The following is a 16,151-nucleotide window of genomic DNA, read 5'->3' as shown; positions in this document are numbered from 1 at the left end:
GCGGCGGTAGAGTTTATTGACCGTCGAGTGAAATCTTCGGTATTCGTGACGGCGGCCCGGCGGCATTAGCATCTCCGCCGGATGGCAGGTTCAGTCAGCGAGCGTCCAGGCCGATGTCGCGATGAGGTCGCCCCGGTTGAGGGCGGCGGCGCGGTGCTCGTGCACCTGGGCGTACTCGGCGGTGGTGACCATGTCAATGAAGGCGCCCGGTGTGGGGTATTCGACGATCAGGATGGCGTCCCACCAGGGCCGCTGCCCGTCGCCGATGATGACCGCCGGTGCGGTGCCGGCGTAGCGGATGGTGGCGCCGACGCGCTCCAGGTGCGGGGCGACCTCTTGCCCGTACTGCTCGTAGCGCTCGCGGCCGCCTTCGGATTTGAATTGCAGCAGGTTGACCATCAGTACCGGTGCGTCGGCCGGTCGGGCGCCCAGGGCGGCGAACTGCTCGGGGGTGGTGTCCAGTGTGGTGCTCATGTGAATCTCCTTGTCGTGGTTGGGTGTTGAATGTCGGTGCCGACCCGTTCACGCAGGAACGGAACAACCAGTTTGGCGACCTGGTCGGGTTGCTCGAGCCAGGACCAGTGCCCGATGCCGGGCAGCATTTCGATGTGCACGCGCGGGAACGGACCGCGTTGCCGCGCGGCCTGAACGGCAGGGATGTACACATCAGCGTCGCCGAAGACCACGAGCGCGTCCAGGTCGGCTGCACGCAGAGGTTCCACCAGCACATCCATGTGGCGTTGGCGGGTCGATCGGTATAGCCGCAGCACCGCCCGTTTGGTACCGCTCGGTAGGGCGTGGCGAGCGATCTGATCGACCCAGTGCTCGGGTAGGCCGGGGTTGTCGTGGCGCAGCACGAACCGTATCGCCGCATCATTGGTGAGACGCATGAACAGTTCGCCCAGGACCGGTGTGCGCCAGATTCTCGCGAGCCGGTGCCAGCGGTAGCCCAGGAGCACGCCGGTGTTGATTAGGGTTACGCTGGCGACCCGGTCGGTGTGGCCGGCGGCCCAGGTCATCGCGATCGGGCCGCCGAAGTCATGAGCCACCAGGTGGACCCGTCTGATGCCGAGCTGGTCGATCAGACCACCCAAGTGCGCGGCGTATCCCGCCAGTGTGTAGTCCTGGTCGGCGCGCAGGTCGGCGCCGCCGAAACCGGGCAGGTCGGGGGCGGCGACGGTGGCGAACTCGGCGACGTGGGTCATCAGCGGTTCCCAGTCGCTGCCGGTGTCGGGATTACCGTGAACGAACACCACCGCCTCGCCTGGGTTGCCGGTGCCTCCGATCAGCACCGGCGAGGTGACCCCGTTGACCGAGAGTCGCCGTGTCTCGAAAGTGGTCATTGCACAATGTCTTTCACTTCTTCCACCCGTTGGGTGTAGGCAGCGCGAGCGCCCATATCGGCGTGGATCATCACCGAATCGGCCTGGAGGGCTTTTTTCAGCCGATCGGCGATGCCAGGGGGTGTGCCGGCGATCAGCCGGGCGATCGGCCCGAGTTCGCGGGGCACGAATACCTCCTCGCGGCCGGTGTGCAGCGCCGCGACGATGGCGTCGGCCACGGCCTGCGGTCCGACAATCCTGGTGCCACGCGGCTTGTCGAATCCGGCGATCATGTCGGTGCGGATCAGGCCGGGCATCACGATCGTGGTACGGATGCCGGTGCCGCGGGTCTCGGCGCGGATCGCCCGGGTGAACCCGACGACGGCGTGCTTGGTCGCCGCGTAGGTAGCGCCACCGGCGGTGGCGATCTGTCCGGCCGAGGATGCCAGGTTCACGATGTGCCCGTGGCCGCGGGGGCCGAACCGCTCTAAGGCTAGCCGGGTGCCGGTGAGCACGCCGCCGATGTTGATATCGATCAGCCGCTGCGTATCCCGCGGGTTCTCGTCGACATACCTGCCGATCGGCGCGACGCCGGCGTTGTTGACCAGAACATCCAGTGGGCCAGCCTGCTGTTCGGCTTCGGTGAGGAATGCCTCGAAGCCGGCCGGGTCGCGCACGTCCAGTGCGAGCCCGACCGTTCCCCCACCGAGTTCGGTGGCGACGGCCGAACATGCCGCTCCGTCGACATCGCCGATCACGACCGACATTCCGGCCCGGAGACACGCTTCTGCGGTCGCGCGGCCGATGCCGCGGGCGCCGCCGGTGATTGCTACTCGATATGCAGACATGAGATGGTGCCCCTTACGGTTTCGATGCGGTGAAGCCGGCGGCACCGCCGGTGAGGTAGTTGATCGCCCCCAGGCCGCGGGCTTGGGCGAGCTGGGTGACCAGGTGGCGGATCATCGTGGTGTCGAGGATCGAGTGGAACTGCCCGTCCTCGGTGAAGTTGATGTTGGCGCCCTCCACGCGGATGAACAGCGTGGTGTCCTCGGTGTTGGTTTCCGGGCAGACGAAGGTGTGCACCGAGCCGGCCGGTTCGTACATGTAGGAGCCGGCGGTCTGCGGCTGGTCCGGGTATTCCAGGTAGTGCCAGCTGCCCGACATGGTGTACACCTCGGCCACACCGGTGTGGTAGTGCAGCGGAACCGTGGCCCCGGGACTGAAGGTGGCCAGAACCACCCAGCAGCCGGCCTCCAGGTCCAGCCGCAGCGGCTTGACGTGGACACCCTCGCTGAGCGAGTCAGTGATCAGCGGGATCGTTTTCTCGTTGATGGTCAGCAGCTCGGTCTGGGGCAAGGCGACCAATGGCAGCACTGCCCCCGAACCAGTTGTGGCGGTTGTGGGTTCGACGGTAAGCGTCATCGCAGGGTCCTTCGGGAGTGGGCCCCCGGCGTGCCCGGGGCGGTAATGTCGGTGTAACTGTCGACGTCAACTATCGGGTGCCAGCCACGCCCCGGTCTTGCCTTTAGAGGACGATTTTTTATCATCTCGGGACATTCGGATGATGACTGTGCGACAGTCCCGGTCATGTCTGTGGTCCGTGGCACCGCCCTGGTGAACTATCGACGCTTGGTGACACAGCTGGGTGGTGATCCGGCCCGTCTGCTGCGCGCGGCGGGCATCCGAGCCGCCGATGTGGGCGACTACGATGCGTTCCTCCCGTTTCGCGGTGTCCTGCACGCGATCGAGTCCGCAGCTACCGCCACTGCCACAACGGATTTCGGTCGACGACTGGCTGCTCTGCAGGGTATCGAGGTCCTCGGCCCCGTGGGGGTGGCCGCCCGAACCGCCGCCACCGTCGCCGACGCGTTAGAAATCTTCGGCACCTACATGGCCGCGTACAGCCCGGCGATCGGTATTCACGTCGAACCCCTCGACGATCCTCAACGATCCTTCGTTGTGTTTGAGTTCCTTCTCGAGCACACGCCGCCAGCACCGCAGAGCACAGAACTATCGCTCGGGGTGTCGTTGCGCGTGCTGCGGTTCCTGATGGGATCGGACTGGTCGGCGGTGTCGGTGCACTTTCCACACGACCCCCTCGGGCCGGCGGCGGACTACCGCGCCTACTTCGGCTGCACGGCCCATTTCGCCGAGCGGAAAGCAGGTTTCACGATCCGGACCTCGGATCTCGGTCGCCCGCTGCATCGTGACGACATCGCACACCGAGCGATAGTCGAGTACCTCAACACCCTTACCGCACACGAAAGCAGCCTTGCGCAGTCCGTTCGCACAGTCATCCGACAACTTCTTCCGACCGGTGCGACCACGATGGAGGTGATCGCCGCCCAGTTCAACCTGCATCCGAAAACGTTGCAGCGCAGGCTTGCTGACGAAGGGGCGACCTTCACGATGCTCGTCGACCAAGTTCGCAAAGATGCCGCTGAACGCTACCTGCACACCACCGGGATCAGTCTGAGCCATCTGACCCGCGAACTCGGTTATGCCGAACAGAGTGCGCTGACCCGATCCTGTCACCGGTGGTTCGGCTGCAGCCCAGCTACCTACCGCAAACAGTCGCGCTCACGCCCGAGCTACCGCGACGCCGACCACAAACTCGACACCTCCGGAGGCTAGGTGGATAAGCCTAGCCAAAACGGCCCACCAACAACGGTTCCGCTCGCCCACCAACCGGAGCATTGCCATAACACGCCGCTCGCGCTCTTCAGCAAACAAACCTGCATCAGAACCGTGCGCCGACGCGACAGTTGATCACACGCCATAGTCGTCCGGGCAGTCGACGCCGCCGCGGCGGTATCTCGACCGATGAAGGGCTGCACATCAGGAGGAATACGGCGGGATTGAATACGGAGGGTTACCAGTAAACTACATCGTATTGCCCTGCGGCCCAATTGCTCTCACCTATCGCGCAAGGCCGAGGAATGCCATCATCGCCCGCTCGACCTCGACTACTTGCTCGGCTAACTCACCGCGACCGCGGACGTCGCGTCAGACGAGTTCGATCACGTCGGCGATGGATTCGAACACCCGGCTGGGCCGGAACGGATAGCGCTCGATCTCCTCGCGTCTCGTCGAGCCGGTGAGCACGAGGATCGTCTCCAGCCCGGCCTCAATGCCCGCAACCACGTCGGTGTCCATCCGGTCGCCAATCATCACGGTGCCTTCCGAATGGGCGTCGATGCGGTTCATCGCGCTGCGGAACATCATCGGATTCGGCTTGCCGACGAAGTAGGGCTCTCGGCCGGTCGCCTTGGTTATGAGGGCGGCGACCGAGCCCGTGGCAGGCAGAGGCCCCTCCGCCGACGGACCGCTCACGTCGGGGTTGGTGGCGATGAAACGCGCTCCGCCGAGAATCAGGCGGATTGCCTTGGTGATGGCCTCGAACGAGTAAGTCCGCGTCTCTCCCAGCACGACGAAGTCCGGACCGACGTCGGTCAACGTGTAGCCCACGTGGTGCAGCGCCGTGGTCAGGCCGGCCTCGCCGATCACATAGGCCGAGCCGCCCGGCAGCTGGTCGTGCAGGAAGGCCGCCGTCGCAAGGGCCGAGGTCCAGATCGACTCCTCGGGCACAATCAGGCCCGACCGCGCCAATCGGGCCGCCAGGTCACGTGGCGTGAAGATCGAGTTGTTGGTGAGTACCAGGAATGGTCGCTGCCGGTCGCTGAGCGCCTGGAGGAACTCCGCGGCCCCTGGCAAGGCGTGCTCCTCCCGGACCAAGACGCCATCCATGTCGGTCAGCCAGCACTGTGTTGTGGTGCTCATGCGTCCAGTCTTGCAGTTGCTGCCGCCGCTCCACATGGAAGTCGCCGACCACACGCACCGGCCACTCACGTGGCGCACCAGGACGATCATGTTTCCCGCTTTGGCGGACCCGAGTTGACGTGCTGGATCTACCTCTCGTTCGCATGTCCCAGCAAAATCAACCGGACTCAGATATCGGCTGGAATATGCCAGACGACCGGACGTCAGCCAGGCCGGCAATCAAGCTTCTCCCCTGTCGCACTGCAACCGACGTATCGGTGCGCACAATGCGAAACACGACGCAATCGAATATGGCGGATCGCCAGTAGCCCACTTCATAATGTACTGTCCACCAAAGGGTTTCAATTCCACACCGTGACCTGACCTAACTGATACTGCCCCGTTCCAACGCCCACCGATACTGAAAAGGGCAATACCTCGGCAGCGATCTCGAAATCATCGTCGTGGAGCGGAAGTACGCCAGAATATGGCCGATGCGTTGGGCGTCTCACCCGCCGACACCATGGCCGGAATCCCCCTGGGTCGCCCGGGCGATCCGCGCGACATTGCCGAAGTCGTCGCCTATCTCGCCTCGGACCGGGCTCAGTGGATCACCGGAGCGAGCCTGGTCGTCGATGGCGGCGAACTTTCCGCCATCTGACTCAGAGATTGATCAGCCGCCCGTCGCACACCCTTGGCGACATCGATTACATCACCGCCGACGAACGTCTGCAATCCTCTCTGTCACAGGCTCTTTGACGTCGGACGGCAATAGGACCGAGTCGAATACGACGGTTACCAGCAGGCTAGTGCGTCAGTGTGTTTCAGAACTGCGGCCCTGAGCTCGTCGTCCCTGCCAGCGTTACGGATTCGCCTTGGCTGGTGGTTCACGCGGGCGTGAACGAGAACCGCGTCTCGCCCACCGGGCCGCTGGTACCGCAGGGATTGGGGCCACTGAGCGTGTAGAGCCCGTTTGTACCGTCGAGGTTGAAGGTAGAGCGGGTGAATACGTCGACCGGACGTCCGTCCGGGCAGAACGCGCCACCGGGAACGAACTGGTCGAGCACGTATTGGCCGCCCTGGATGTGGGCCTGACCCTGGTCGGTGTTCGACGTGAGGTTGAAGATCGAGATGCAGCCGGGACCGCAGCTCGTCACCCGCATCAGGTTGTCGGTGACGTTCCCGTTGGCCATGATGCTGCGGTGCTGGTAATTGCCGGGAGCGAGATCCGCATTGGCGGGTGCCGCCAGACCGAGGCTGACGGCGGCGCAGACGGCCGTGATCGCGCCGATGATGATGTTCTTCATGTCGTCGAGTGAATACCGTCCAAGCGCCTACCGATCCCAACTTCGCAGAACCGACCCGCAGCTACACGACATGGCGCACCCGCACGGGATGTGAACATCGGAGGTTATCCAACACTGACTCGGGAGGTTATCCCCCGTGACACTCGAATTTTCGAACGGCATGCTCTGGTCATGAGCCGAGAACACGTGATGAGACGCCGTAACTTTCTGCACGGCGCCGCTGCGCTTGGCCTCGGCGCCGGATTGTCGGCGTGCGCCACTGGATCCAATGAGCCGGCGGCAGAGATTTCGGACATCGCGTTGCGAGACCGAGACTTACGGTTCATCGCCACGGAAGAGACCTACACCACCGATGAGCTCATTGCCCTGAACGCGCTCAACGACGATCACGCAAGGTATCTCGAGGAAACCGGTCTTGCTGACCTCGGGCCCGGCCGCCTCGGCGCAATGGATGCGGCGGGTATCAATGTTCAAATTCTCTCTGCGCATACGCCGGGCGTGCAGGATCTCCCCGGTCAGGAGGGCAACGATTTTGCGTATCGTCTCAACAAGATGATCGCCGATGGTCCGATGACCACCTATCCGGGGCGCTACCAGGCCTATGCGACCCTGCCACTGCAGGACCCAGAGGCCTCCGCGGACGAATTGGAACGCGCTGTCCGCGAAGACGGATTCGTGGGAGCCATGACCAATGGTTTCATTGGCAGCAAGTTCCTCGACCACCAGGACTTCGAGACCGTTCTGGCGCGTGCCGAGGCACTTGCGGTCCCGATCTACCTGCATCCGGGCTTTCCGCCCAAAGAAGTCTTCAATATCTACTACAGAATCGAGCGGCCGGGATTTAACGATGAGTACCAGGACTACATTTTCAGTGGTTCAGGATACGGCTGGCACCAAGAGGTGCTTACTCAATCCCTGCGACTGATCATGACCGGGGTTTTCGACAGGTTCCCCAGACTGCAGATGATCATCGGCCACATGGGAGAAGGTCTTCCGTTCTATTACGATCGCATCGTGGAAGATCTGGGAGAATCGACCGAGGGTTCTCTCAATAAGCCTGTCGGACAATACTTTACTGACAATTTCTGGTTCACCACCAGCGCGTTCTTCCAGGACGAACTGCTTCATCTCCTGCTGAAGCACATCAGCGCGGATCGACTGATGTTCGGAACCGACTACCCATTTGCGGACATGAAAGAAGGAACCGACTGGTTTCGGGCCGTGGACCTGCCACGCGAGACCAAGGAAAAAATCGCGTTCCGAAATGCAGAAAAGCTGTTCGGCATCAGCGTGTGACGCATTCGTGCGGAGCCGCGGACATGCGAACGGCAGTCGCTCGGACGGCGCGATCCGCGCGCGCCGTAGGCTCACCGCGTGCACACCGTGACCCTGGCCAGCCCCGCGTCGACGGCGGCGCTGACGATCGGGCTGATGACCTATGCCGCGTTGATCCTCGCCGGTATCGCGGTGGCGATCTTCGACGCACGCCGCCACCGCCGACGCCGGGCGATCGCCGCCACGGTGTTGGTCGGGGTGCTGACCCTGGGCGGGCTGGTGATGGCGATCATCAGCAGTGTCGCGTGATCACCTGCTCAGCGGAAATACGGTTCCACGGTGCCGCTGAGCTTGACCACCATCGGATTTCCGCGGCGATCCTTCGCGGTGGGGACTTCGACACGCACCCAGCCCTCGTCCACGTTGTATTCGTGAACATTTGTCTTCTCGACGCCGTTGAAGCGAATACCCACATCGCGGCGTAGCACCTCTTCGCTGTAGAACGGGCTGCGCGGATCGATGGAGAGGTGGTTCGGTGGAACGTCGGTGTTCTGGTCCTCGGACATGATGGCCTTCGTCGAATGCTGCGCTGGATCCTGGTGTGTTCTCCAGGAATCTACGCGACCCGGCGGCAGGGGGTCGCACGCGCGGTCGACGGTTTCTCAGGCCCACCGGTGCGGATCCCTCCCATTCCAGGCGACCAGGCGGTCGATGGCTGGGGCGTCGTCGGAGATCGGGACCGCCTCGGCGAACGGGACGCCGACCTCGTCAAGGCCCCGCGCGGCCGAGATCGCCTCGTAGAGAGCGCGGCGGTTCTCGGGCGGCAACATCCGGCGTGCGGCCGCCAGCGCCGCGGTGACGACCGTGTCGTCCCAGTCGGGCTGCTGGCCGGTGGCCGTCGCAAGGTCCCAGGTGTGCACGGTCAGCTCGGAGAAGTAGGACGCCAACACCTGGGCGCCGTTGCCTTGGATCCACGGCAGCGCTCTGGGTTGTGCGAGCACCGCGTCATCGCTCCAGGCCTGCGCGGCTCGTGTGCCCGCCTGCTGCCACGCATCGAGCCAGCGATCCTCGGCGGCAACGGTGTCGGTGACGGCCAGCGGGTTCTCGCCGCGGCCGAGCGCGGCCACCCGGTCGAGCACGCCGATGAGGTGGCCGAGCAAGGCCCGGACGTCCATGTCGGTGCACGGCGTCGGGTCCGCGAGCTGTGCCGGACGAACGCCGGAAATGACGACCTCCCCGGTGGCGATGGCCTGGTCGAGGATTCGCCGGGGGTCCTCGAGATGGTCGGTGCTGGAACTTTTCGGTGCAGTCATGGCGACAGTGTGCCGACCTAAACCGGTCACCCTATGACCAGTTTTGTGTGGAAGTGTGAACGCATGCGGGCCGACCGACTGGTAGCGATCCTGCTCATGCTGCAGCGGCGCGAGCAGGTCACCGCGACGGAGGTCGCCCACGAATTGGAAGTGTCCGAGCGCACCGCTCGTCGCGATCTCGAAGCGTTGAGCGTCGCCGGGATACCCGTGTACTCCCTGCCGGGTCGCGGTGGCGGGTGGCGACTGTTGGGCGGCGCGCGCACCGACCTCTCCGGGCTGACCGCGGGTGAGGCGCGCGCCTTGTTCTTGGTGGCCGGACCCGCGTCGACGGCGACGCCGGCGGTGAAGGCGGCGCTGCGCAAGCTCGTCCGCGCGCTACCCGAGCCCTTCCGCGAGCAGGCCGAGGCGGCCGCGACATCGGTCGTCGTGGACCCACAGCACTGGGGATCCGGCCGGCCCGAGCCGCGGGCACCCCGGTATCTCGACGAGCTTCAGGAGGCCGTGATCCTCGGCGTCCAGGTACGGCTCGGCTACGTCGACCGCAAGGGCCGCGAGACGGAGCGGACCGTGCACCCGCTGGGCATCGTTGCCAAGGGCCCGGTCTGGTACCTGCTCTCCCACACGCAGGACGGTCAACGGACCTTCCGGGTCGATCGTGTCTCCTCGGTCGAGGTGACCGCCGATCCGGTCCAGCGACCCGAGGGATTCGACCTTGCCGAAAGCTGGCGCGAGATCGCCGACGAGGTCGACCGAAGGCGCACGCCCGTCGAGGCCCAGGCCGTCTGCACACCCGACGGGGTCGGCCTGCTCCGCAGGATGCTCGGTGGCCGCCTCGAGGTTGGTCCGTCCACTCCCGACGGCCGGGTCGAGGTCGTGATCCGCGGCCACACCGAATACACCCTCGCGGGCGAACTTGCCTGGCTCACCGAATGGCTCGAGGTCACCGGCCCGCAGGGTGTGCGCGACCATCTCGCCTCGATCGGCAGTGCGCTGGTGGCGCGCTACCGCTGAGCAACAGCCGGCCGCCCCGAACCCGATGAGCCCGCAGGGGGCTATCCGGAGCAACCGTGCCCGATCGAGACTGCAACGTGTTCTACTTCGGTCTGTGTCCAGTGCAGCGGCGGGCCACGCTGACCCCGCGTTCGCGGAGGTGAAGGCCGTATTCGAAGCCGGTCTGGCCGACGGCGACGATCTCGGTGCCGCGGTGGCGGTGTTCGTCGACGGTCATGCGGTGGTGGACCTGTGGGGAGGGATCGCCGACCGACGGACCGGACGACCATGGACACGCGACACCGCCTGCCCGACCTTCTCCTGCACCAAGGCTGTGACGGCGACCGCGGCCCTACTGGTGGCCCAGCAGCAGGGTCTGGGCGCCGACGAGCCCGTGAGCGCCTGGTGGCCGGAGTTCGCACAGCACGGCAAGGACGGGACCTCGCTGAGCGACCTGATGACCCACCGGGCCGGGCTGCCGGTGCTGGAACGTCCGGTTTCGGTGGCGGCATCCGCGGATGCCGCGGCGATGGCCGACCTCTTGGCGCGCCAGCGCCCGATCTGGGCGCCCGGGACCGAACATGGCTATCACGCTTTGACTTTCGGGTGGCTGGTCGGCGAATACGTGCGCCGACACAGCGGTATGACCGTCGGCGAGTTCACTCGACGCCACCTCGGTGACCGGCTGTTCCTCGGCGGGGCCGACACACTGCCCGAGGCCGCCCGCATCAGTTCCCCACCGCCCGAGCAGCGTGCCTGGAGCGCCGAGCACGCGCCGCCGATACCGGACGACACCGTCTCCGACATGATGGCGGCGCTGGCCGATCCGGAGTCACTGTTCATCCGGGCGTCGTCGAATCCCGTGGCCTCCTTCAACGATCCAGAGGTCCTGGCGGCCGGCTGGCCAGCGGCCGGATTGGTCACCACCGCACGTGACTTGGCGAGGTTCTACAGCGATCTCATCGGCGGAACCCTGCTCGCCCCAGGGCACCTCCGCGAAGCGATCGCAGAACGCGTGCGCGGCCGCGACCGGGTGCTGCGCTTGGAAAGCGCCTTCGGCCTCGGCTACATGCTGCCGTCGCAGAATTTCGTGGTGCCCGAGCCCGCGCAACGGACCGTCTTCGGTCATCCTGGGGCCGGCGGCTCGGTGGGACTGGCGGATCTCGAACACAACGTCGCCTTCGCCTTCGTGCCCAATCTGCGCCGCGACTGGCTGGCCGGAGATCGCCGCGCCCATCGACTCATCGCCGCTGTGTATAACGCGCTATAACCCGCACTCCCCCTGGTTTGGGACCCGGCATCGTCGGGCAAGATCAACGTATGAGAAACCTCCATGCGCGCTCGTTCGTCGCCGTTCTTTGCGCCGCTCCCGTCGCCGCGATGTCGCTGTTCGGGGTCGGGACCGCTGCCGCGGAGCCCCTGAACTGCATCAACGGACAGTTCTGGGATCCGATCACCAATACCTGCCAGACACCGCGTCCGGCCGAAAACTGCGCGCCTGGCCAGTACTGGAACGCGTTGTCCAACGTCTGCCGCCCACTGGGCCAGCTGTAGCGATTATCGCTCGCCCCTACGACACGCACCCGAGGGCGTCGAGGAACAATGCCGACATGAGCCCCGTCGCCGAGTTCGATTTCGTCATCGTCGGAGCGGGCAGTGCCGGCTGTCTGCTCGCCAACCGGCTCAGTGCCAACCCCGATCACCGGGTCCTCTTGATCGAGGCCGGAGGCAAAGACGACTGGTTCTGGATCAAGGTGCCGGTCGGTTACCTGTATACGATCGCCAATCCCCGCACCGACTGGTGCTTCACCACCGAGGCCGACCCGGGTCTGGCCGGCCGCAGCATCGTCTACGCGCGAGGCCGGGTGCTCGGTGGCTGCTCGTCGATCAACGCGATGATCCACATGCGCGGGCAGGCAAGCGATTACGAGCTGTGGGCCGAGGCCACCGGCGACGAACGATGGCGTTGGGGCGGCCCGGATTCGGCCGGCGAGACACTGACGCTCTACAAGGGGTTGGAAGACTATTTCGGCGGAGCCGACCAGTGGCACGGCGCCGGGGGTGAGATCGCCGTCGAGCGGCCACGGGTGCGCTGGAAGATCCTCGACGCTTGGCAGGCCGCTGCCGCCCAGGTGGGCATCGCCCCGATCGCCGAGTTCAACCGCGGAGACAACGCGGGAAGCGCGTACTTTCATGTCAACCAGCGTCGCGGCCGGCGCTGGTCGATGGCCGACGCGTTCCTGCACCCCGTCGCCCACCGGCCCAACCTGACCGTCTACACCCACACCCAGGCCCTGCAATTGCTGCTGGCCGACGACGTCCGCGACGATCAGCGTCACGGTGCCTGGACCACCGCTGCCCACCGCGCCACCGGGGTCCGCGTACTCAAGGACGGCCACATCATCGACGTACAGGCGCGTCGGGAGGTGATCCTGAGCGCCGGTGCGATCGGCTCGCCGCATCTCATGCAGGTCTCCGGCCTGGGTCCGGCGGGGCTGCTCGCCCAGCATCAGGTTCCGGTGGCCGTCGATCTGCCGGGTGTGGGCGAGAACCTCCAGGATCATCTGCAGCTGCGAACGGTTTACCGGGTACAGGGCGCCCGGACCGTCAACACGCTGTACCGCAACTGGATCACCCGCGCGGGTATGGGACTGCAGTATCTGCTGCTGCGCTCCGGACCTATGACCATGCCGCCGTCCACGCTGGGGGCCTTCGCGAAAAGTGATCCCGCGCTGGCCAGTCCGGATCTGGAGTGGCACGTTCAGCCGTTGTCGTTGCCGAAGTTCGGGGAGTCGCTGCACCCGTACGGCGCGATCACCCCCTCGGTCTGCAATCTGCGCCCCAGTTCACGCGGTCACGTGCGGATGGCCGACGCAGATCCGCTCTCCGCCCCGAAGATCGCGTGCAACTATCTGTCCACCGACGCCGACCTTCAGGCCGCCGTGCGGGGCCTGCGGATGACCCGGCAGATCATGGCGGCGCCGCCGCTGGCCCGCTACCGCCCCGAAGAACTGCTCCCCGGCCCGCAACTGGTGAGCGACGACGACCTGCAGCAGGCGGCCCGCGAGTTGGGCACCACGATCTTTCATCCGGTGGGTACCTGCGCGATGGGCGCTTTCGACACGCGCGGTCTACCGCGGTCGGCCACCACCGTTCTCGACACCGACTGCCGTGTCTACGGCGTCGCCGGCCTTCGAGTCGCCGACGCATCGGCGATGCCCACCATCACGTCCGGGAACACCAACGCCCCGGTCATGCTCATCGCCGAACGCGCAGCACGGGCAATCCTGGGGTAGGTCAGAGCCCGGCGGGTACCGCCTTGCCGTTGACCGTCACCTCAACCCGAGCCGTCGTCGGGTCGTAGGAAATCTGGCCGTGTTCAAAGGTCGTCACGAGAAGCTCCCCTACGGTGTCCTCGTCGCTCGTGGGCGCACCCAGTGGACCCACCGAGCCGTTCTCGCCGGTGACTGCCGGCACGCCCTCCGGGTCGCGCGGGACGTTCCAGGCCTCCCGGATCCTGCCCCAGGTGATATATCCAGGTGTTCCCGCCTCATCGTTCTTGGCAGTGATCACGCCGCCCTGGAACTGCTGGAACACCACACCGCTCTCCCGTGTTCCTGCATTGCGGTCCCCTGTCAGGGGCTTGCCAAGGGCCTGCCGCTGACGCTCGGTTGCCGACGCATACTTGGCCGCGATCGGACCGGTCAGCGTCACCTCGACGTCTCTCTCCCCGATGAGCTTCACTTCGGCCGGCGGGGCCGCCGTCTCGGAGGTGGCGATCAACCCGACCTGCGGCGGCACCGACGCATCGACGCTCCTGCCATTGCTGCAGCCCACGGTGATCAGTGCGGCGACAGCCACGCCGACGACGGCCTGGTGGCGGTATGCGGTCGTCCTCATGGGCTCACTCTCGCGTCTGCCGTCGGCTTCGGTCAAATCTTGGCTTGAGGTCCAAGCGCCCGTCGATAACCGGAATAAACTCCGTGCCCGGTCAACTTGGCTCAAGAGTCGCCACTTCCCGAATCAGGAGCATCCATGACCCGTCCCGTCCGTGTCGCCGTACAGATCCAGCCCGGCGGCACGCCGGATTACCGCACCTGGCGCGACGCGGTCCTGGCCGCCGACGACCTCGGTGTCGACGTGATCTTCGGCTACGACCACTTCCACCGCCCGGCGATGAAGGCCCTCGTCGACGGTAAGCCAGTCCTGTTCGACGATCAGCCCGACGTCCCCAACTTCGAGGGGTGGACCGCGCTCGCGTCGTGGGGCGAGATCACCTCACACGCCGAGATCGGGTTGCTCGTCACCGGCGTCGGCTACCGCAACGCCGACCTGCTCGCCGATATGGCGCGCACCGTCGACCACATCAGCGGCGGTCGGCTCATCCTCGGGCTCGGCGCGGGGTGGTACGAAAAGGATTACACCACCTACGGTTACGATTTCGGCACCTTCGGCACTCGCTTCGATCTGTTCGACGAGAGTCTGATTCGGATCGAGAAGCGGCTCGCTGCGCTGATTCCGCCGCCGGTACGCAAGCTGCCGATCCTCATCGGCGGCACGGGGCCCAAGCGTTCACTTCCCGCCGTCGCCCGGCACGCCGACATCTGGCACGCGTTCGCCGACCTTGACGCCTTCCGTAGGTCGAGCGACCGCGTCGATGAGCTGGCAGAAACGTTCGGCCGCAACGGCGCCGATATCGAGCGCTCGACACTGTGGGTGAACGCCGAGGGCGCCGACGCGTTCCGCGCCGCGGGAGTGAGCTTGTTCCAGACCGAACTCACCGCCGACAACGGTTACGACCTCACGTCGCTCAAGGAGGTGCTCACCTGGCGGGACAATGGGTGACCATCGTCAAGCCGGTGTGATCCCTCCCTGTCGCGCGAGCGCGGTGGCCGCTGCTGCGATCAGAATTGCTCCAGCGGCTATGGCCGCGGTAACCGACCATCCCCATCGAGCAACCGCCGCCGCACCAAACGCCGTACCGACGCTGCCGCCGATGAAGTAGACGACCATATAGGCGCTGTTGAACTGGGCGGGCGCGGTGGTGTCGATAGCGAGAACGGTGCTTTGGTTGGCCACCTGGGCGGCGAACAGTCCGGCGTCGAACAGGCCCAGACAGATGAGGGTCACCACGGTGCTCGACAGAACGAGACACAGTGCTCCAGTAGCGATGACTGCAAGGGCCAGCCCGACCAGGATCACCGTGCGCGCTCCGACACGATCGGTCCAGGCGCCGGCGAGAGGGGTGGCCACGATGCCCAGCAATCCGGCGGCCGCGTACAGACCAATTCGCTCGGCCGAGTAGGAGAAGGGCGGTTGTGAAAGCGCGACTGCAACACCTGCCCAGACGGCGCAGAAAGCGAAGAACCACAAGGCTCCTCGGCTGGCAGCCAGTCGCATTAACGGGTGACGGACAAACAAGCCAGGAAGCGCTCGGACCGTCGCGAGGTATCCTGCCGTGACCGGCCCGGGTGTGGCAGGCAGGACGAATAGGGCTGCAACAGCAATCAATACACACGCTGTCGCGAACGCGAGGAGCATGCCAGGCCAGCCGATGGCATCTGTCAACCAGCCGCCGACGATCCGCCCTGCGAGGATTCCCGCCGAGATCCCCGCAGTGACGATGCCCAAGACCGTGGCGCGCCGCTGCGGATCAGCGAACCGACCCGCAACCGAGCTCAATTGGGCGCCGACAGATGAACCGGCCCCAACGACACCGACAACGAGTCCAAGAAGCCATGGCACTCCGACGACGGCATTGATGGCCAGGACGATGGCCAGCGCGCCGAACTGGGCAGACAGCACTTTCCGGGGCGCGAACCGGTCGACCAACGGCACCAGCACCACCAGTCCGACCAAGTACCCGACGGGACCACACCCGAGTGCGATACCGATCTCGACGACTGAGGTGTCCATCGAATCGGCCACCACGGCTACACCTGGTTGGAGCGGGTACATGGTTGCCGTGCCGATCGCAGCCGCCAGTGCCATGAACGAGGCAGCGGGAGTCCTCAGGAACGTAGCGTGGTCGATCGGAACCGAATGAGTCTGCATGACCAAGGAGTTTTCTCGGACGAGCAACCGGATGCTGGCGGGAATCCGGCATGACAGTAGCTGCGTCATACAGTCTGCGTTCGATCAGCAACTGATGCCGGTGCCACAACAATTGAACGGAGTGCTACTGC

The 16,151-nt window shown here is 65.5% G+C and carries 19 protein-coding genes; 9 read left to right on the top strand and 10 right to left on the bottom strand.

The window, feature by feature from the left end:
- Window positions 1-90: 90 nt before the first annotated feature.
- From A7U43_RS16125 to A7U43_RS16110, 4 genes are read right to left on the bottom strand one after another with little or no spacing between them, the layout of a single operon-like run.
- Window positions 91-474, bottom strand: coding sequence for a DUF1330 domain-containing protein (locus A7U43_RS16125; protein ID WP_067997197.1), 384 nt, complete (start codon window positions 472-474; stop codon window positions 91-93).
- Window positions 471-1,343 carry an alpha/beta fold hydrolase gene (locus tag A7U43_RS16120; RefSeq protein WP_067997194.1) on the bottom strand — a complete coding sequence of 291 codons (873 nt, stop codon included), beginning with the start codon at window positions 1,341-1,343 and terminating at the stop codon, window positions 471-473. Before A7U43_RS16120 ends, A7U43_RS16125 begins: the two co-directional genes overlap by 4 nt.
- Window positions 1,340-2,170 carry an SDR family NAD(P)-dependent oxidoreductase gene (locus A7U43_RS16115; protein WP_067997191.1) on the bottom strand — a complete coding sequence of 277 codons (831 nt, stop codon included), beginning with the start codon at window positions 2,168-2,170 and terminating at the stop codon, window positions 1,340-1,342. Before A7U43_RS16115 ends, A7U43_RS16120 begins: the two co-directional genes overlap by 4 nt.
- A gap of 13 nt (window positions 2,171-2,183) precedes the next feature.
- The gene (locus A7U43_RS16110) at window positions 2,184-2,744 is read right to left on the bottom strand and encodes a 2,4'-dihydroxyacetophenone dioxygenase family protein (RefSeq protein WP_067997189.1); all 561 of its coding nucleotides are present in this window, start codon (window positions 2,742-2,744) and stop codon (window positions 2,184-2,186) included.
- Between the two features lie 165 nt (window positions 2,745-2,909).
- Here A7U43_RS16110 and A7U43_RS16105 point away from each other — a divergent pair, with 165 nt between their 5' ends.
- On the top strand, window positions 2,910-3,956 hold the full coding sequence (locus A7U43_RS16105) for an AraC family transcriptional regulator (RefSeq protein WP_067997186.1): 1,047 nt from the start codon (window positions 2,910-2,912) through the stop codon (window positions 3,954-3,956).
- A 372-nt stretch (window positions 3,957-4,328) separates the two neighbouring features.
- On the opposite strand, the gene A7U43_RS16100 is transcribed toward A7U43_RS16105, so the two are convergent.
- Window positions 4,329-5,102, bottom strand: a complete 774-nt coding sequence (locus A7U43_RS16100) for an HAD-IIA family hydrolase (protein ID WP_067997183.1) — start codon at window positions 5,100-5,102, stop codon at window positions 4,329-4,331.
- Window positions 5,103-5,568: 466 nt separating this feature from the next.
- On the opposite strand from A7U43_RS16100, the gene A7U43_RS29175 reads away from it, so the two are divergent.
- Window positions 5,569-5,742, top strand: a complete 174-nt coding sequence (locus A7U43_RS29175; RefSeq protein ID WP_082902160.1) for an SDR family oxidoreductase — start codon at window positions 5,569-5,571, stop codon at window positions 5,740-5,742.
- A gap of 226 nt (window positions 5,743-5,968) precedes the next feature.
- Here the strand turns inward: A7U43_RS29175 and A7U43_RS16095 are convergent, their stop codons facing one another.
- Window positions 5,969-6,388 carry a hypothetical protein gene (locus tag A7U43_RS16095; RefSeq protein WP_067997181.1) on the bottom strand — a complete coding sequence of 140 codons (420 nt, stop codon included), beginning with the start codon at window positions 6,386-6,388 and terminating at the stop codon, window positions 5,969-5,971.
- A gap of 171 nt (window positions 6,389-6,559) precedes the next feature.
- On the opposite strand from A7U43_RS16095, the gene A7U43_RS16090 reads away from it, so the two are divergent.
- Together A7U43_RS16090 and A7U43_RS16085 are read left to right on the top strand one after the other, a co-directional pair.
- Window positions 6,560-7,684, top strand: a complete 1,125-nt coding sequence (locus A7U43_RS16090; RefSeq protein WP_197499855.1) for an amidohydrolase family protein — start codon at window positions 6,560-6,562, stop codon at window positions 7,682-7,684.
- Window positions 7,685-7,762: 78 nt separating this feature from the next.
- A complete protein-coding gene (locus tag A7U43_RS16085; RefSeq protein ID WP_067997177.1) occupies window positions 7,763-7,972 on the top strand; it encodes a hypothetical protein in 210 nt (69 codons plus the stop codon).
- Window positions 7,973-7,980: 8 nt separating this feature from the next.
- Here A7U43_RS16085 and A7U43_RS16080 read toward each other — a convergent pair whose 3' ends face one another.
- A complete protein-coding gene (locus tag A7U43_RS16080) occupies window positions 7,981-8,229 on the bottom strand; it encodes a DUF3297 family protein (RefSeq protein ID WP_067997174.1) in 249 nt (82 codons plus the stop codon).
- 96 nt (window positions 8,230-8,325) lie between these two features.
- A complete protein-coding gene (locus A7U43_RS16075) occupies window positions 8,326-8,976 on the bottom strand; it encodes a TIGR03086 family metal-binding protein (RefSeq protein ID WP_197499854.1) in 651 nt (216 codons plus the stop codon).
- 63 nt (window positions 8,977-9,039) lie between these two features.
- Here A7U43_RS16075 and A7U43_RS16070 point away from each other — a divergent pair, with 63 nt between their 5' ends.
- The 4 genes from A7U43_RS16070 (at window position 9,040) to A7U43_RS16055 (ending at window position 13,262) form a co-directional block, all read left to right on the top strand.
- On the top strand, window positions 9,040-9,987 hold the full coding sequence (locus A7U43_RS16070; RefSeq protein WP_068002864.1) for a helix-turn-helix transcriptional regulator: 948 nt from the start codon (window positions 9,040-9,042) through the stop codon (window positions 9,985-9,987).
- A gap of 94 nt (window positions 9,988-10,081) precedes the next feature.
- Entirely contained in the window at window positions 10,082-11,236 is a 1,155-nt protein-coding gene (locus A7U43_RS16065) for a serine hydrolase domain-containing protein (protein WP_067997169.1), read from the top strand.
- A 50-nt stretch (window positions 11,237-11,286) separates the two neighbouring features.
- Complete coding sequence (locus A7U43_RS16060; protein ID WP_067997167.1) at window positions 11,287-11,520, top strand: hypothetical protein; 234 nt, start codon at window positions 11,287-11,289, stop codon at window positions 11,518-11,520.
- A gap of 56 nt (window positions 11,521-11,576) precedes the next feature.
- On the top strand, window positions 11,577-13,262 hold the full coding sequence (locus A7U43_RS16055; protein WP_067997164.1) for a GMC family oxidoreductase: 1,686 nt from the start codon (window positions 11,577-11,579) through the stop codon (window positions 13,260-13,262).
- A 1-nt stretch (window position 13,263) separates the two neighbouring features.
- On the opposite strand, the gene A7U43_RS16050 is transcribed toward A7U43_RS16055, so the two are convergent.
- A complete protein-coding gene (locus A7U43_RS16050; protein ID WP_067997162.1) occupies window positions 13,264-13,866 on the bottom strand; it encodes an LGFP repeat-containing protein in 603 nt (200 codons plus the stop codon).
- Between the two features lie 135 nt (window positions 13,867-14,001).
- Here A7U43_RS16050 and A7U43_RS16045 point away from each other — a divergent pair, with 135 nt between their 5' ends.
- Window positions 14,002-14,811: an LLM class F420-dependent oxidoreductase gene (locus A7U43_RS16045; protein ID WP_067997159.1), complete on the top strand. Its 810-nt coding sequence runs from the start codon at window positions 14,002-14,004 to the stop codon at window positions 14,809-14,811.
- A gap of 6 nt (window positions 14,812-14,817) precedes the next feature.
- On the opposite strand, the gene A7U43_RS16040 is transcribed toward A7U43_RS16045, so the two are convergent.
- Window positions 14,818-16,089 (bottom strand): MFS transporter, encoded by a 1,272-nt coding sequence (locus A7U43_RS16040; RefSeq protein ID WP_231963332.1) that lies wholly within the window; start codon window positions 16,087-16,089, stop codon window positions 14,818-14,820.
- Between the last annotated feature and the right edge of the window lie 62 nt (window positions 16,090-16,151).

The organism is Mycobacterium adipatum, from assembly GCF_001644575.1.
Lineage (GTDB): Bacteria > Actinomycetota > Actinomycetes > Mycobacteriales > Mycobacteriaceae > Mycobacterium > Mycobacterium adipatum.
This window is presented reverse-complemented; position numbering and strand designations above follow the sequence as displayed.

What these genes read in the sequence shown, in the direction of transcription:
- A7U43_RS16045 (WP_067997159.1), top strand. Translation starts at nt 14,002, where the DNA reads ATGACCCGTCCCGTCCGTGTCGCCGTACAGATCCAGCCCGGCGGCACG.
- A7U43_RS16095 (WP_067997181.1), bottom strand. Translation starts at nt 6,388, where the DNA reads ATGAAGAACATCATCATCGGCGCGATCACGGCCGTCTGCGCCGCCGTC.
- A7U43_RS16060 (WP_067997167.1), top strand. Translation starts at nt 11,287, where the DNA reads ATGAGAAACCTCCATGCGCGCTCGTTCGTCGCCGTTCTTTGCGCCGCT.
- A7U43_RS16110 (WP_067997189.1), bottom strand. Translation starts at nt 2,744, where the DNA reads ATGACGCTTACCGTCGAACCCACAACCGCCACAACTGGTTCGGGGGCA.
- A7U43_RS16120 (WP_067997194.1), bottom strand. Translation starts at nt 1,343, where the DNA reads ATGACCACTTTCGAGACACGGCGACTCTCGGTCAACGGGGTCACCTCG.
- A7U43_RS16115 (WP_067997191.1), bottom strand. Translation starts at nt 2,170, where the DNA reads ATGTCTGCATATCGAGTAGCAATCACCGGCGGCGCCCGCGGCATCGGC.
- A7U43_RS16040 (WP_231963332.1), bottom strand. Translation starts at nt 16,089, where the DNA reads ATGACGCAGCTACTGTCATGCCGGATTCCCGCCAGCATCCGGTTGCTC.
- A7U43_RS16080 (WP_067997174.1), bottom strand. Translation starts at nt 8,229, where the DNA reads ATGTCCGAGGACCAGAACACCGACGTTCCACCGAACCACCTCTCCATC.
- A7U43_RS16125 (WP_067997197.1), bottom strand. Translation starts at nt 474, where the DNA reads ATGAGCACCACACTGGACACCACCCCCGAGCAGTTCGCCGCCCTGGGC.
- A7U43_RS16050 (WP_067997162.1), bottom strand. Translation starts at nt 13,866, where the DNA reads ATGAGGACGACCGCATACCGCCACCAGGCCGTCGTCGGCGTGGCTGTC.
- A7U43_RS16070 (WP_068002864.1), top strand. Translation starts at nt 9,040, where the DNA reads ATGCGGGCCGACCGACTGGTAGCGATCCTGCTCATGCTGCAGCGGCGC.
- A7U43_RS29175 (WP_082902160.1), top strand. Translation starts at nt 5,569, where the DNA reads ATGGCCGATGCGTTGGGCGTCTCACCCGCCGACACCATGGCCGGAATC.
- A7U43_RS16105 (WP_067997186.1), top strand. Translation starts at nt 2,910, where the DNA reads ATGTCTGTGGTCCGTGGCACCGCCCTGGTGAACTATCGACGCTTGGTG.
- A7U43_RS16090 (WP_197499855.1), top strand. Translation starts at nt 6,560, where the DNA reads ATGAGCCGAGAACACGTGATGAGACGCCGTAACTTTCTGCACGGCGCC.
- A7U43_RS16055 (WP_067997164.1), top strand. Translation starts at nt 11,577, where the DNA reads ATGAGCCCCGTCGCCGAGTTCGATTTCGTCATCGTCGGAGCGGGCAGT.
- A7U43_RS16100 (WP_067997183.1), bottom strand. Translation starts at nt 5,102, where the DNA reads ATGAGCACCACAACACAGTGCTGGCTGACCGACATGGATGGCGTCTTG.
- A7U43_RS16075 (WP_197499854.1), bottom strand. Translation starts at nt 8,976, where the DNA reads ATGACTGCACCGAAAAGTTCCAGCACCGACCATCTCGAGGACCCCCGG.